At 63.9% G+C, this 15,043-nt stretch carries 11 protein-coding genes and 3 pseudogenes; 8 read left to right on the top strand and 6 right to left on the bottom strand.

What is annotated here, in order from left to right:
- The first annotated feature begins 91 nt into the window (after nucleotides 1-91).
- From H9L14_RS02360 to H9L14_RS02345, 4 genes are all read left to right on the top strand, one after another.
- Complete coding sequence (locus H9L14_RS02360; RefSeq protein WP_187709077.1) at nucleotides 92-487, top strand: EVE domain-containing protein; 396 nt, start codon at nucleotides 92-94, stop codon at nucleotides 485-487.
- Nucleotides 487-666, top strand: coding sequence for a hypothetical protein (locus H9L14_RS02355; RefSeq protein WP_187709076.1), 180 nt, complete (start codon nucleotides 487-489; stop codon nucleotides 664-666). The genes H9L14_RS02360 and H9L14_RS02355 overlap by 1 nt, the downstream gene beginning before the upstream one ends.
- 114 nt (nucleotides 667-780) lie before the next feature.
- Entirely contained in the window at nucleotides 781-1,818 is a 1,038-nt protein-coding gene (locus tag H9L14_RS15455) for a DUF305 domain-containing protein (protein ID WP_246444348.1), read from the top strand.
- Between the two features lie 1,459 nt (nucleotides 1,819-3,277).
- Nucleotides 3,278-4,306, top strand: a complete 1,029-nt coding sequence (locus H9L14_RS02345; RefSeq protein ID WP_187709075.1) for a medium chain dehydrogenase/reductase family protein — start codon at nucleotides 3,278-3,280, stop codon at nucleotides 4,304-4,306.
- Here the strand turns inward: H9L14_RS02345 and typA are convergent.
- A pseudogene (typA, locus tag H9L14_RS02340) lies at nucleotides 4,303-6,119 on the bottom strand (translational GTPase TypA). The gene H9L14_RS02345 and the pseudogene typA overlap by 4 nt on opposite strands.
- A 124-nt stretch (nucleotides 6,120-6,243) precedes the next feature.
- Between typA and H9L14_RS02335 the strand changes: the two are divergent.
- Complete coding sequence (locus H9L14_RS02335; protein WP_187709074.1) at nucleotides 6,244-6,468, top strand: plasmid stabilization protein; 225 nt, start codon at nucleotides 6,244-6,246, stop codon at nucleotides 6,466-6,468.
- 7 nt (nucleotides 6,469-6,475) lie between these two features.
- Here H9L14_RS02335 and H9L14_RS02330 read toward each other — a convergent pair whose 3' ends face one another.
- Entirely contained in the window at nucleotides 6,476-6,883 is a 408-nt protein-coding gene (locus H9L14_RS02330) for a MarR family winged helix-turn-helix transcriptional regulator (protein WP_187709073.1), read from the bottom strand.
- 54 nt (nucleotides 6,884-6,937) lie between these two features.
- Here H9L14_RS02330 and H9L14_RS02325 point away from each other — a divergent pair, with 54 nt between their 5' ends.
- Complete coding sequence (locus H9L14_RS02325) at nucleotides 6,938-8,122, top strand: MFS transporter (protein WP_222949891.1); 1,185 nt, start codon at nucleotides 6,938-6,940, stop codon at nucleotides 8,120-8,122.
- Here H9L14_RS02325 and H9L14_RS02320 read toward each other — a convergent pair.
- From H9L14_RS02320 to H9L14_RS02305, 4 genes and pseudogenes are all read right to left on the bottom strand, one after another.
- Nucleotides 8,082-8,711 carry a cytochrome b gene (locus H9L14_RS02320; RefSeq protein WP_187709072.1) on the bottom strand — a complete coding sequence of 210 codons (630 nt, stop codon included), beginning with the start codon at nucleotides 8,709-8,711 and terminating at the stop codon, nucleotides 8,082-8,084. The genes H9L14_RS02325 and H9L14_RS02320 overlap by 41 nt on opposite strands.
- A gap of 52 nt (nucleotides 8,712-8,763) precedes the next feature.
- Nucleotides 8,764-10,849, bottom strand: a pseudogene (locus H9L14_RS02315) (3-hydroxyacyl-CoA dehydrogenase NAD-binding domain-containing protein).
- A gap of 19 nt (nucleotides 10,850-10,868) precedes the next feature.
- On the bottom strand, nucleotides 10,869-11,624 hold the full coding sequence (locus H9L14_RS02310) for an SDR family NAD(P)-dependent oxidoreductase (RefSeq protein WP_187709071.1): 756 nt from the start codon (nucleotides 11,622-11,624) through the stop codon (nucleotides 10,869-10,871).
- Nucleotides 11,611-12,851, bottom strand: a pseudogene (locus tag H9L14_RS02305) (acyl-CoA dehydrogenase family protein). The gene H9L14_RS02310 and the pseudogene H9L14_RS02305 overlap by 14 nt, the downstream one beginning before the upstream one ends.
- A gap of 83 nt (nucleotides 12,852-12,934) precedes the next feature.
- Here H9L14_RS02305 and H9L14_RS02300 point away from each other — a divergent pair.
- Nucleotides 12,935-14,416, top strand: coding sequence for a flavin-containing monooxygenase (locus H9L14_RS02300; RefSeq protein ID WP_187709070.1), 1,482 nt, complete (start codon nucleotides 12,935-12,937; stop codon nucleotides 14,414-14,416).
- 7 nt (nucleotides 14,417-14,423) lie between these two features.
- The gene (locus H9L14_RS02295; RefSeq protein WP_187709069.1) at nucleotides 14,424-14,963 is read left to right on the top strand and encodes a hypothetical protein; all 540 of its coding nucleotides are present in this window, start codon (nucleotides 14,424-14,426) and stop codon (nucleotides 14,961-14,963) included.
- The last annotated feature ends 80 nt before the right edge of the window (nucleotides 14,964-15,043 follow it).

The raw sequence follows: 15,043 nt of genomic DNA, 5'->3' as shown, positions 1-15,043 counted from the left end.
TTAATTCTCAACTCGCCGATGGATCGGCTCGACTCGCCGGTTCGAAACTGCCGCTTTCGCGAAGCCGAGTGGCGCGATAGTTGGTTCGGATATGGCGTACTGGCTGATGAAATCCGAACCTTCGAGCTACAGCTGGGACGATCTCGTCCGCGACGGGGGCACGGAGTGGGACGGCGTGCGCAACAACGCCGCGCGCCTGCATCTCAAGGCGATGAAGAAAGGCGATGAAGCCTTCTTCTATGCGAGCATGACCGACAAGGCGGTCGTTGGGATCATGCGGATTACGCGAGAGGCTCAGCCCGACCCCAAGGACACCGACTGGGTCTCGGTCCGGGTCGAGCCGGTGAAGGCGATCGGTCCCGTGACCCTCAAGGCCATCAAGGCGGAGCCGAAGCTCGCCAAGATGGAACTGATCCGCCAGTCTCGCCTGTCGGTCGCGCCCGTCCGCGACGACGAATGGAAAACCGTACTGGGAATGGCAGGCTGATGGCTGAACGATTTGAACGGCACCGCCAGCCCTGGCGGCAGGACGAAATCCAGAAGCTACACCAACTGGCGGGCAAGGGGATGTCGCTGAAGGCGATCGCCAAGGCACTTACGCGCAGCGAGGAATCGATCAAGGACCGCGCGCGAACCGACAAGCTCAAGATCTCGAAATTGAGATAGTCGCTAGACGGCTGTGTGCCGGGGCGGCGTCGTGCCTCCCCAGCTCCTCCGACTCTGCTCCCCAATGTTGATTTGCCGTGTTACGCCACCTCAATGAGTAATTGAGGGGCATCCATGATCTTGCGTCGGCCGTCCGTGTTCGCCTTTGCGCGCTCGTTCCTGCTTTGTGGCACCGTCCTTGCCGGGGCCGCCCTGGCGCAGAACGCGCCCATCCTTCAGCCCGGAGCACCTGGACAGCCGACTAGGCCGATCAATCCCCAGGATGCGATCCGCATCGCCGACACGCGCTTCTCGCCAGACGACGTCCGCTTCATGCAGGAGATGATCACCCATCACCAGCAGGCCATCGACATGGCGGCGTTGGTGAAGGATCGGACCAATCGGCCGGAAGTCATCGCCGTCGCGCGCCGCATCGACGCGTCGCAGGCAGACGAGATGACTTTCATGAAAACCTGGCTCCGCGAGCGCGGCCAGTCGGGACCCGATGCTCATGCGATGCACATGATGCACGCCGCATCCGGCATGACCGACCACGGCGTACCGGGAATGGCCACACCCGAGCAGATGGCGGCCTTGGCGGGTGCGAAAGGGCTCGCGTTCGACCGGATGTTCCTCGAACGGATGATCGCCCACCACGAGGGCGCGGTCACGATGGCAAACAAGCTGCTCGACCGTGCGGGCTCGGCCTACGACCCTGTCCTGTTCGAGTTCGTGAACGAGGTGATCAACGACCAGAAGGCCGAGATCAAGCGCATGAGCGCGCTGGTCCCAGCGTTGGCCGAAGACCCCGATCGAGCCTCAAGCCCGGTTTTGCAAATGCAGGCCAGGCAATCAGCAACCTCCGGCTCGTCGCGTCGCTGCCCAAGCCGACCGGATTCCTCGATCCCGCCAATCCTGCGGGCCTCCCGCCCGAGAAGCCGAAGGACAAGAACGCTAAGGCGAATGCCGACAAACCGGCGGACGAAAAGGACGAGCGCTTCCCGCTGCTCAGCTTCGCCAACACCGACATGGCCTTTTCAGGGAACCTACTGGCCGTCGGCAACTACCATGGTTTCAACATCTACCGGATCGACACCGCCGGCGCGCCGCAGCTGGTCAGCTCGACCATCTGCCCCGGCGGCCAGGGTGACCTTTCGATCGTCGGAAATCTGATGATCATGTCGGTCGAACAGCGACGCGGCCGCGTCGATTGCGGGCGCCAGGGCGTCATCGATGACGTGAGCGCCGAGCGCTTCCGCGGCCTCCGCATTTTCGACATCAGCAATCCGGCGCTGCCCGTTCAGGTCGGACTGGTTCAGACGTGCCGTGGCTCCCATACGCATTCGGTCGTGTCCGGCCCTGACAAGGACGGCTCCATCATCGTCTACGTTTCCGGCACGTCGGTCGTCCGGGACGAGAAGGAACTCCAGGGCTGCGTGGGCGAGGTCGCGGGCGATCCCCGCACCGCGTTATTCCGCATCGACGTAGTCGAGATCCCTGTCTCGAACCCGTCCCGCGCGCGGATCATCGACAGCCCGGCCGTCTTCGCCGATCCCGCCACCGGCAATCTCGCTGGCCTCTACCGCGGCGACGACCACGAGGACCCCGAGCATTCAACAGCCCGCACAGACCAGTGCCATGACATCACCGTCTTCCCAGCGCGCAAGCTGGCGGCCGGCGCGTGCTCCGGCAACGGGATCATCTTCGACATCTCGAATCCGCGCAAACCCAAGCGCATCGACGCCGTGTTCGACCCCGGCTTCGCCTACTGGCACTCGGCGACGTTCAACAATGACGGGACCAAGGTCCTGTTCACCGACGAATGGGGCGGCGGGTCGCGGGCTCGATGCCGGGTTCAGGATCCGCGCAACTGGGGCGCGGACGCGGTGTACGACATCGTCGACGGCAAGCTTCGGTTTCGCAGTCACTACAAGCTGCCAGCCGCGCAGACGGAACAGGAGAATTGCGTCGCGCACAACGGGTCGATCATCCCCGTCCCGGGCCGCGATATCTTCGTGCAGGCCTGGTACCAGGGCGGCATCTCGATCATCGACTTCACGGACTCCACGAAACCGGTCGAGATCGCCTATTTCGACCGCGGCCCGATCGACAAGGAGCATAACGTCCTTGGCGGCTACTGGTCGGCCTATTGGTACAACGGCCGCATCTACGGAACGGAGATCGCGCGCGGGCTCGATGTGCTTGCGCTCACCCCAAGTGCACAACTGACGCAGAACGAAATCGCCGCGGCCGCGCTCGCCAATTACGGCGGACGGTTCAACCCGCAGCAGCAGTTCCCCGTGACCTGGCCCGACCATCCCGTAATCGCCCTCGCCTATCTCGATCAGCTCGAGCGAGCGAAGGCGCTTCCCCCCGAGCAAATCGCCATGCTCAGGCAGGCACTCACGCAGGCTGCCACGGAGATCGGCCATAAGAGGTCCGACGCGCAGCTCGCCTCGCGGATCGGCGGGCTGGCTTCAGGCGTACCCACGTCGAGCAGCGATCCGGCTACGGCAACGCGCGCCTCGGCGCTGCGCCAGGCCCTCGGAAGGATCGCGGAACGGCTGAGATAAGAGTATATTGGCGCACGCGCAGCTGACGGCGCGCCGAAACATCTTGCGGGGCAGGCTCTATGACCGGGCCGACCAATAAAGTTGTCCAGCTCAGCCGCTATGGCGGACCGGAGAACCTGCGCACCGCTGAAATCGAAACACCGGCGGCCGGCCGCGGCGAAGTCAGAATCCGCGTACTCGCTTCGAGCCTGAACTACACCGAAGTGCTGATCCGAAAGCACCTCTACCCGCAGACCGCCGGCCTGAAGCCGCCCTTCGTCATGGGCTATGACGTCGTCGGCGATGTCGATCAGGTCGGCGAAGGGGTGACCGGCTTTGCGTTCGGCGACCGTGTCGCCGACATGACGGTGGTCGGCTCCAACGCGACTTATCGCTTACTGAAAGCGAAGAACCTCACCCGGGTGCCACTTGGTGTCGACCCGGCGGAGGCTGCCACACTCATCCTCAGCTGGATGACTGCGTACCAACTCCTCCATCGCTCAGCCAAAGTGAAGAAAGGCGATCGTGTCCTTGTCCATGGCGCTGGCGGCGCGGTCGGTCAGGCCGCTCTCGTGCTTGGAAGGCTTGCCGGCGTCGAAATGTGGGGCGGGGCCTTTGGCAAGCATGCCGCACTGATCCGCGAGCTTGGCGCGACACCGGTCGACTACGACAAGGAAGACTTCACGCGAGTCCTTCCCGGCGGCTTCGATGTCGTTTGCGACGGGATCGGCGAGGACGGTTATCGTCGCTCGTTCGCTGCGCTGAAGCCAGGCGGCCTGCTCATCGCGATCGGCTATTCCGCGGGCGTGCAGGCCAAGCAGGGAATGTTTTCGATCCTGTCGGGCATTGCCCGCCTGTACCTTTGGAGATTCCTTCCCGGCGGAAAGCGAGCACGCTTCTATTCGATCAACGCAATGCGCGTGCGCCATCCCGAATGGTTCCGGGAAGACCTCGAACATCTGTTCCGCCTGCTGGAATCCGGCGAGATCAGGCCGCGCGTCGCGGAACGGATCTCGTTCGACAAGGTCGCCGACATGCATCGCCGTCTTGAGGCAGGCGGTCTAGAGGGCAAAGTCGTGCTTTGCCCCGACCTTCCGGCTGCCGCCTAGGCGGCTTCCATCTTCCGCGACTGGCGCTTGCGCTCGTGCGGATCGAGGAAGCGCTTGCGGATGCGCACGACCTTAGGCGTGACCTCCACCAGCTCATCGTCCTGGATGTAGGCGATCGCCTGCTCCAGCGTCATCCGGCGGGGCGGGGTCAGGCGGATGCCCTCGTCCTTAGGCCCGGAAGCGCGGAAGTTGGTGAGCTGCTTCGACTTGAGCGGATTGACCTCGAGATCGTGGATCTTCGCATTCTCGCCGATGACCATGCCTTCGTAGAGGTCGTCGCCCGGCGAGATGAACAGGATGCCGCGCTCTTCGAGAGCGTTGAGCGCGTAGGCGACGGCCTTGCCCTGCTCCATCGAGATGAGGACGCCGTTCTGGCGGCCGCTGATCGGACCCTTGTGAGGGCCGTATCTCTCGAACAACCGGTTCATGATGCCGGTACCGCGCGTATCCGACAGGAATTCGCCGTGATAGCCGATCAGGCCGCGTGACGGCGCGCTGAAGATCAGGCGCGTCTTGCCCCGCCCGACGGGCGCATGTCGGTCATCTCCGCCTTGCGCATCGCCATCTTGTCGATGACCGTGCCCGAGAATTCGTCGTCCACGTCGACCACGACCGTCTCGTAGGGTTCCTCGAGACCGTTCGGGCCGTCGCGGAACAGAACGCGAGGGCGGCTGATCGACAGCTCGAATCCTTCGCGGCGAAGAGTCTCGATGAGCACGCCAAGCTGAAGCTCGCCTCGGCCGGCGACCTCGAAGCTGTCGTTGTCGCGCGCGGTCGTGACTCGGATGGCGACATTGCCCTCCGCTTCTCGCTCCAGGCGATCGCGAATCACGCGGCTCTGCACCTTGTCACCGTCGCGGCCAGCATATGGGCTGTCGTTGACCGAAAAGCTCATGGCCAGCGTGGGCGGATCGATCGGCCGCGCTTTCAAGGGCGCACTTACCGCCGGATCGGCAAAGGTGTTCGAAACGGTGGCCTTGATGAGGCCGGCGATGGCGACAATCTCGCCCGCTTCCGCGCTCTCGACCGGCACCCGCTCCAAGCCGCGAAATGCGAAGACCTTGGTCGCGCGGCCTTCCTCGACGACATTGCCGTCCACGTCGATCGCCTTGATCGGCATGTTAGTCGTCAATTTGCCGCTCTCGATCCGCCCGGTGAGAATGCGACCGAGGAAGGGATCGCGGTCGAGCAGGGTGGCGAGCATGCGGAACGGGCCCGCGTCGACGCGTGGCGGCGGGACATGGCTGACAATAGTGTCGAACAACGGCGTCAGGTCGCCGGAGCGGACATCGTCGGCAAGGCCCGCGTAGCCGGCGCGGCCGCTCGCGTAGAGAGTCGGGAAGTCGAGCTGCTCGTCATTGGCTTCGAGGTTCAGGAACAGCTCGAACACTTCGTCGAGCACTTCGGCCGGGCGCGCATCCGGACGGTCGATCTTGTTGACGACGACGATCGGCTTGAGTCCCAGCGCCAGCGCCTTGCCCGTGACGAATTTCGTCTGAGGCATTGGCCCCTCGGCCGCGTCGACCAGCAGGATAACGCCGTCGACCATGCTGAGAATGCGCTCGACCTCGGCGCCGAAGTCAGCGTGGCCGGGAGTGTCGACAATATTGATGTGCGTGCCGTGCCAGTCCACCGAAGTGCACTTGGCAAGGATGGTGATCCCGCGCTCTTTCTCGAGGTCGTTCGAATCCATCGCCCGCTCCTCGACACGCTGGTTGTCGCGGAAGGTGCCGGACTGGCGGAAGAGCTGGTCGACAAGGGTCGTCTTGCCGTGATCGACGTGGGCGATGATCGCCACGTTACGGAGCTTCATGATTTATCCCGGAAAATGTGAGCCGCGGACATAGTGAATGAGCGAGGATGTTGCAACGCAGCGAGGCAACGCGCGCCGCCGTCAAGCGTTTATGGCGCGAAATCGTCAGCGAAGGAGAGTTATCATGCCTCGCGGTGCGTACACTGAGAAGCAGGACCGCAAAGCCGAGCATATCGAGGAAGGCTACGAGAAGCGCGGCGTAAGCAAGAAAGAAGCCGAGCGCCGGGCCTGGGCAACGGTCAACAAGCAGGACAAGGGCGGCAAGAACAGCGGCTCTGGCCGCTCGAGCAGCCGCAGCGCGGCAGCCAAGAAGGGCTGGGAGACCCGACGCCGCCGCGGGAAAGGTTAGGCCTTAGCTACTTGGCGCGCTCGAGGATTTCGACGGCGCGCTCGATCGCCCGAACTTCGCTCGGCGCGAGCCGTTCGAGCTTGCTCGCGAGGGCGCCGGATTCGGACGGCTGCTGAAGCACGTCCCGTCCAGCCTGCGTGAGCCGCATGGCGAGCCTGCGGCGATTGTCCGGGTCGGCGGCCCGCTCGACCAGGCCAACGCGCACGAGAGCATCGACCGAGCGACTGACGGCCGGAGCGCCTCGCCCGACGGTCTTCGCCACCTGGTTGAGAGTGGCGGGCTCATTCGAAGCCACTGCGGACAGGAGAATGCGGCGTGCCCGATCCGCGCGTTCAGCAGGCCCGTCCGCAAGGAACAGCTGCGAAACCGCTACGTAACGAGCCGCGACCGCGGCCGGTGAAGAGCCCCACAACATGATTGCAGAGTAGCAACGGTTTGCCGCTTGGCAAGTTTGTAGCTAGCAAGCTGCGTGCAGCCGAAACCGAAGCTCCCCCGCAACGTCTGGATTTTGGGTTTCGTCAGCCTGCTGATGGACCTCAGCTCGGAGATCTATCACGCGCTACTTCCGGCGTTCATCACGGTGACGCTCGGACTTCCGGCAGTTGCGCTCGGGGCGATCGACGGAGTTGCGGAAGCGACCGCCAGTTTCGCCAAGCTCGCGTCCGGCCGGCTTTCCGACCGAAGCCGGAAGCGGAAGCCCTGGGTGCTGCTCGGATACGGTCTGGCCGCCCTGTCCAAGCCGCTCTTCCCAATCGCTCAGGGTGCACTCGAGCTCATGGGCGCGCGTTTCGCCGATCGCGTCGGCAAGGGAATTCGCGGTGCTCCGCGCGATGCGATCATTGCAGACGAAACGCCGCCGGAAATACGCGGGCGGGCATTCGGCCTGCGACAGGCGCTGGACACGGTAGGCGCCCTGATCGCACCACTCGCCGCGATCGGTTTGATGTATCTCTTCCTCGAGAACATCCGCGCGGTCTTCTGGATCGCGGCAATCCCCGCCGCATTGTCCTTCCTACTGGCCCTCGCGGCCGTGAAGGAGCCTTCGGTTCACCTTCCGGACGGCAAGCAGCAGCCGCTGTTCAGCGGGTTCCGCGATCTCGACAAGCCAATGCGTCGGCTCCTGGCAGTGGCCTTTCTGTTCTCGCTTGCCCGGTTTTCGGAAAGCTTCCTCATCCTTCGGGCGCTCGACATCGGCGTGTCGGCCACTCTGTCGCCGCTGGCGTTGGTTGCCTTCAACCTCGGCTTCCTCGCTCTCGCCTATCCCGCCGGAGCACTGAGCGACCGGCTTAGCCCCCGCCACATCCTGATTGCCGGCATGAGCGTCCTGGTCGTGGCCAACCTCCTTCTGGGCCAGGACATTGGCGTCGTCGGACTGGTTGTCGGCATCCTGTTGTGGGGAGCGCACATGGCCCTGACGCAGGGCATCTTCGCCCGGATGATTGCGGATGCGGCGCCGGACCACCTTCGCGCAACGAGCTTCGGCGCTTACTACTTCGTCAGCGGCATCGGCACTTTGGTTGCGAGCCTTGCCGCCGGCTTCATCTGGGATCGCGACGGCGGGTCGATGACCTTCCTCGCCGGAGCCGGCGCGGCCGCCGTCGCGCTCGCAATGCTCAGCCTTCTTGGAGAGTCTCGCCGCGACCCTGCCCGATAACCACGGGCTCGTCGTGCGGAGCCTTGAACGGCGGCATTCGGGCCGAACCGCGCCAACGGTCGATAAACTGGTGCTTCAGCGCAGCAGCGACGTGCAGCAGGATTAGCGCGACGAGCAAATAGGCGGCCATCTCATGCACTTCTCCCGCCAGTTCGCCGGTACCCTTGCTGATGCCGGGGATCACGGGCACCGAAATGCCCCCAACCAGCGGCGTCGTGGGGCCGTTCGCAAAGCCCGATACGGCGGTGAAACCGACGATCGGCATGGCGATGAGCAAGGTATAGAACAGGCGGTGGTTCCAGACTGCCGCAAGGCGCTCAAACGCCGATAGCTCGGGCGGGAAAGGCGGCGGCGGGTTCTTCACCCGATAGGCCAGCCGGGCCAACACCAGCAGCAGGATCAGCGCTCCCACGCTCTTGTGCCAGATGAAGACCTCGTCACGACCCGGGCCCGGCTCGGATAGCCCGAACCGGAAGCCGAGATAGGCCTGCAACAAGACCAATGCGGCCGTGATCCAGTGAAATGCGACGGCCGTATTCGAATAGCGCAGCACCGCGCGCTGAGGAGCGGTTTCGGGGACGCTCGTCATCGGCTTCTCCCTTCAATCAGACGGAAACGCGGTCGGACGGCAGGGGTTCACTTTAGCGAGTGAACTTCTCGCCGGCGGCTGCCTTGTCGAGCAGCAGCTTCGAGAAGCTGAAGTCGCTTCCCATCCGCTCTTCCTGGCGCTTCAGGCCATCGACGATGTTCTGCAGACCAACCGTGTCCGCCCAAAACATCGGGCCGCCGCGATAGACCGGCCAGCCATAGCCGTAGACCCAGACGACATCGATGTCGGAGGCCCGCTGCGCCATGCCTTCCTCGAGTATCTTCGCGCCCTCGTTGACCATCGTGTAGAGCGTGCGCTCCACGATTTCCTCGTCGCTGATCTGGCGGCGCTCGACGCCCTGCTTCTTCGCGAAATCCTCGATGATCTGCTGAACGACCGGCGACGGGCTCGGGCGGCGCTTCTCGTCATAATCATAGAAGCCCGCACCCTTCTTCTGGCCCCAGCGGTCGATCGCGCAGAGCGCATCTCGGATGTTCTCGATACGATTCGGGTCGCGGTGCCAGCCGATGTCGACGCCCGCGAGATCGGCCATCTGGAACGGGCCCATCGGCATTCCGAACTCGACGTGGACGCGGTCGATCTGCTCCGGTGTCGCGCCTTCGAGCAGGAGCTTGGTCGCCTCCACCTGCCTCGGCATCAGCATGCGGTTGCCGATGAAGCCGTGGCAGACGCCCGCGACGACCGCGACCTTCCGGATCTTCTTCGACAGGCCCATCACCGTGACGAGCACGTCCGGCGCCGTCTTTGCACCGCGAACTACCTCCAGCAGCTTCATCACATTGGCCGGCGAGAAGAAGTGCATCCCGACCACGTCCTGCGGCCGCGACGTCACGGCGGCAATCTCATCGATGTTGAGATAGGACGTGTTGGAGGCGAGAATCGCGCCCTGCTTCACCGTCTTGTCGAGCCGGGTGAAGATGTCCTTCTTCACGTCCATTTGCTCAAAGACCGCTTCAATGATGAGGTCGCAATCGGCCAGCGCCGCGAAGTCGAGCGTCGGGGTCAGCAGACCCATTGCCTTCTCCACCTGCTCGATCGTCATTCGGCCCTTCGCGGCCGTCGCTTCGTAATTCTTGCGCATCACGCCCGACCCGCGGTCGAGCGCTTCCTGGTTCATCTCGAAGATAGTGACGGGGATACCCGCCGACAGGAAGTTCATCGAGATGCCGCCGCCCATCGTGCCGGCGCCGATGACGCCAACTTTCTGGATCGGGCGCGGCTGCGTGCCTTCGGGAGGTTCTCGATCTTCGCAGCCTTGCGTTCGGCGAAGAAGAAATATTGCTGGGCGCGCGATTGCACGCCGCTCATCAGCTCCATGAAAAGCTTGCGCTCTTCGATGACGCCTTCCGCGTAGGGCTTCTTGCAAGCGAACTCGACGGCGCGGATGTTCGCGTCCGGCGCTTCGAAGCCGCGGAACTTGCGGGCGTTCTCCTTGCGGAAATTCTCGAATACCGAGGGGTCGCACTCGTTAATCTTGTATTCGCGCTCGCTGCTCTTCGGCAGCGGTCGGATGTCGCGAACTTCCTCGGCATACCCGACGGCGTGGGGAATCAAGTCATCCTCGATCAACCGGTCGATGAGCCCGCAATCGAACCCGTCCTTCGCACCGATCGGATTGCCCGTCGCGCACATTTCCAGCGCCTTGCGGACGCCTGCGACACGCGGCAGCCGCTGCGTCCCGCCAGCTCCCGGCAGCAAGCCAAGCTTCACTTCCGGAGTGCCAAGTTTCGCTGACGGGAGCGCCACGCGATAGTGACAGCCAAGCGCAACCTCGAGACCACCCCAAGCGCGGTCCCGTGGATTGCGGCAACGACCGGCTTCGAGCAAGCTTCGATACGGTCTACGACTTCCGGCAACCACGGCATGACCGGCGGCTTGCCGAACTCGGTGATGTCCGCTCCGGCGAAGAAGGTCTGGCCCTCGCAAGCGATCACAACCGCTTTCACTGCATCGTCGGTCTCAGCCTCCTCGATCGCCGCGACCAGGCCCTGGCGCACTGCCGCGCCGAGGGCGTTTACCGGCGGATTGTTAGACAGGACGATCAAGACGTCGCCGTGGCGCTTCGTCGAAATCGGGCTGGTGGTGGTGGTGGGATTGTCCTCGGTGACCGTAGCCATGATGCTCTCCAATGAATCTCTAGAACGTGCAGCCGTAGGCTTGCCGCGTGAACGGGTGGCTGATCGACAGTCCGCCGTCGGCGACCAAAGCATGGCCGTTGACGTAGCTGGACTCGTCGGACGCCAGGAACAGCGCAACTTGCGCAATTTCGTTGGGCTCGCCGCCGCGCCGGAGCGGGTTGAGCTGCCCGATCATCTCCTGCTTTCCGGCCGCGCGAGCCATGTCGTAAATGCCCTGCGTCATTCCGGTCTCGATCAGGCCGGGGCAGATGGCGTTGACCCGGATGTTGCTGTCGCAGAGCTGCGCTGCGGCCGTCTTCACCAAGTTGATGACGCCCGCCTTGGATGCCGAATAGGCGACTCCGCCCGCTCCTGCGCGAAGGCCAGCGACCGAGGCTGTGCAGACAATCGATCCGCCGCCGCGCTGCTTCATGTGGGGAGCGGCATATTTGATCGCGAGCCAAGGCCCGATCAGATTGACCCGAAGGATTTCCTCCCAATCGGCCGTGCTCTGCTCGAACAGGCCCGCGAGCCCGCCGGAAATACCGGCATTGGCAAAGACAATATCGACGCCGCCGTGATCGGCCACCGTCTGCTCGACGAGCCGCTCGACGTCCGCTTCCGAGCCCGCATCTACGGAGACGATGTCCACACCCTCGGCGCGGTCGGCAGCAACCACCGTCGCGCCTTCGGACCTGAACAGGTCAGCCGTCGCCTCTCCGATTCCCGACGCGGCGCCGGTGATGATGGCGACCTTGCCTTTAAGCCGGGACATGTTTGGCAAACTCCAGCTTTGCGATGGCGCGGTTGTGGACCTCGTCAGGCCCGTCGGCGAGGCGCAGTGTGCGGATGCCCGCCCAGCTCGCGGCGAGCGGCGTGTCCTGGCTGACCCCGGCGGCGCCAAACGCCTGCACGGCATCGTCGATGACCTGAAGCGCCATTCGCGGCGCCTTAACCTTGATCATCGCGATCTCAGCCCTGGCGGCCTTGTTGCCGGCCTTGTCCATCAAATCGGCTGCCTTGAGGCAGAGCAGCCGCGTGCAATCGATCTCGATCCGCGCCTCGGCGACGCGCTGCTCCCAGATGCTGTGCTCCGAAATCTTCTTGCCGAAGGCAATGCGGCTCTGCAGCCGCTTGCACATCAGCTCTAGCGCTTCTTCGGCTGCGCCGATCGTCCGCATGCAGTGGTGGATGCGTCCCGGCCCGAGCCGCCCCTGCGCAATCTCGAAGCCTCTGCCCTCGCCGAGAAGCAGGTTCGACGGCGGCACGCGGACATTGTCGAGCTTGATCTCCATGTGCCCATGCGGCGCATCGTCATAGCCGTAGACTGTCAGGTGACGCTCGATGGTCACGCCTTCCGCGTCCAGCGGCATCAGGATCATCGACTGCTGCTGGTGCGCCTTCGCCGACGTGTCGGTCTTGCCCATCAGGATCGCGACCTTGCAGCGCGGATCGCCGGCGCCCGACGACCACCATTTCTTGCCGTTGATGACGTACTCATTGCCGTCGCGGCGGATTTCGCACTGGATGTTGGTCGCATCCGACGACGCAACGCCCGGCTCCGTCATCAGGAAAGCGGACCGAATCTCGCCGCGCATGAGCGGGCTCAGCCACTCGTCCTTCTGATCCCGCGTGCCGTAACGATGCAGCACTTCCATGTTGCCGGTGTCAGGGCCGAGCAGTTGAAGACCTCACTGGACCAGTGAATCCGCCCCATCTCCTCGGCGCAGAGCGCATACTCGAGGTTGGTCAGCTGCTCGCCCTCGAACGGGAAGCTCTCGTCCACGTGCTGGAGCGCGCCGCCGGGCGGCATGAACAGGTTCCAGAGACCAGCCTCGCGAGCCTTCGGTTTCAGCGCCTCGATGACCTCGATCACCTTCCAGCGATCGCCGGTTTTCTGGTCGCGGTGGTAATCCTCGACTCGCGGGCGGACTTCGGCGTCCATGAAATCGCGGACGCGATTGCGGAAAGAAGCCTGTCGTTCCGTAAGGTCAAAGTCCAAGGCGTTGCCTTTCCTTGTTCCGCATGCGCTTTTGCGGCTGATTTCCGCTAAGCTTGGGGCGCTTGGGCTGCAAGAGATAGGCGATGGCTCGGGACGATCCGCAGACCGATCATGTTGATGTGATTATCGTTGGCGCCGGCATTTCCGGCGTGGATGCCGCCTATCGCCTGAAGACCCTCTCTAAGGGCAAGAGCTGGCTGATCCTGGAAGCGCGAGACCGCATCGGCGGGACCTGGGACCTGTTTCGCTATCCGGGAGTCCGCTCGGATTCCGACATCTTCACACTCGGATTCCCGTTCCGGCCGTGGCCGTCCGACCAGGCGATCGTCGAAGGCGCCGCGATCCGCGACTATGTCGAGGACACTGCGCATGAGTTCGGCATCTTCGAGCAAATCCGGTTCGGGCACCGGGTCGTCGGCGCTTCCTGGTCGTCCGAAGAGGGGCGCTGGACCGTCGAGGCGGAGCACCAAGGCCAGACTCGCCGCCTCACCTGCACCTTCCTGTTCTCTTGCGGCGGATATTACGACTACGAAGCAGGCTACCGACCCGAATGGCCGGGCGAGAAGGAATTCGGCGGGCAGATCGTCCATCCGCAGGCCTGGCCCGAAGAGCTCGACTATTCCGGCAAGGAAGTCGCCGTAATCGGCAGCGGCGCGACGGCGGTGACGCTAGTGCCTTCGCTCGCCGAAAAGGCCACACACGTGACGATGGTCCAGCGCTCGCCGACCTATATCGTCTCGCGACCCGCCCGTGACCGCATTGCCGGCGTGCTCCAGCGCATCCTGCCGCGCAAGGCGGCGCATTCGGCGATCCGCTGGAAGAACGTGCTCCTGACCATCTACATGTACTCGCGGGCGCGAAAGCGGCCGGAGCGCGCGGCTGCGTTCATTAAGAACATGATCCGCAAGGAGCTTCCGGAAGATTATCCGGTCGACCGGGATTTCACCCCGCAGTACAAGCCATGGGACCAGCGGCTCTGTCTCGTTCCGGATGGCGACCTGTTCGCGTCGATGCGCTCCGGCAAGGTCTCCATCGCCACAGGCGCCGTCGAGCGATTCACCAAAGACGGCCTTCGTCTGGAATCCGGAGAAGACGTCGCGGCCGACATCATCATCACGGCCACCGGCCTGGTCGTAAAGCTCTTCGGCGGAATTGCGCTCAAGGTAGACGGCAAACCGGTCACGCCCGGGGAGCGCCTCATCTACAAGGGCATGATGCTGAGCGGCGTGCCGAACTTCTTCCTGTCGTTCGGGTACACCAATGCGTCGTGGACCTTACGCAGCGACGTTACCGCGCGCGCCGTCTGCAAGATCCTCAACCACATGGCTCGCCGTGGCTTCGACGTCTGCACTCCGCGGGAGCCAAAGGAAGGGATGGAGCGCATTCCGGTCATCTCCTTCAGCTCCGGCTATGTACAGCGCGCGCTCCCCTCCCTCCCCAAGCAGGGAAACCGGCAGCCATGGCTCGTCCCCCAGAATTACGTGAAGGACCGCCTCGCGATGCGCTTCGTTCCGGTGGACGCGGACCTGGAGTTCAGCCGCAACGCTACGGCCGTTCGCGCGTAATGGCTTCATGAAGCGCTTCGTCCTCCCCGCCCTGTTCCTCGCCGCCTGCTCTCAGCAAACCCCGCAGGATGAGGTCGCAAACGCGCCCGAGACGAAACTGCCTGCGACCAATACGCCGGCTCCGGAAGCACCGCTGAATCCGCCTGCGCCGGGCGAACCCGGCGGATTGCCTGACGACCGCACTCCGGTCTTGGAAAGCCCGATCGACCCGAAGAGCGCCCAGGGTGCCGGGCAAGTCCTTCAGACCTATTTCGCACTAGCGGAGCAGGGAAAGTCCGCCGACGCGAACAAGCTCTGGTCCGAAGGCGCCGAAAAGCTCGACCTGAGCAAGTATCGCGAAATCCACGCGAACATCGGCGCCCCAGGGGGCATGGAGGGCGCGGCGGGCTCCAGCTACGTCGATTACACCGTGCAGCTTTACGGCCGCCTGAAGGACGGCAAGGAGTTCAAATCGCGCGGCACGATGACCCTTCGCCGCGTCAACGACGTGCCAGGCTCAACCGAAGAGCAGCGCAAGTGGCATATCTATAAGGCTGACTTCGCCTAAGCCGACCTCAGGCGGCCATTAAGAACAGCTAGACCGCAAGTTATTGTGTGCGGTTAGGAACCGTGCGAGCCTGCGACCGT

It is taken from the genome of Sphingomonas sediminicola, from assembly GCF_014489515.1.
Lineage (GTDB): Bacteria > Pseudomonadota > Alphaproteobacteria > Sphingomonadales > Sphingomonadaceae > Sphingomicrobium > Sphingomicrobium sediminicola.
This window is presented reverse-complemented; position numbering and strand designations above follow the sequence as displayed.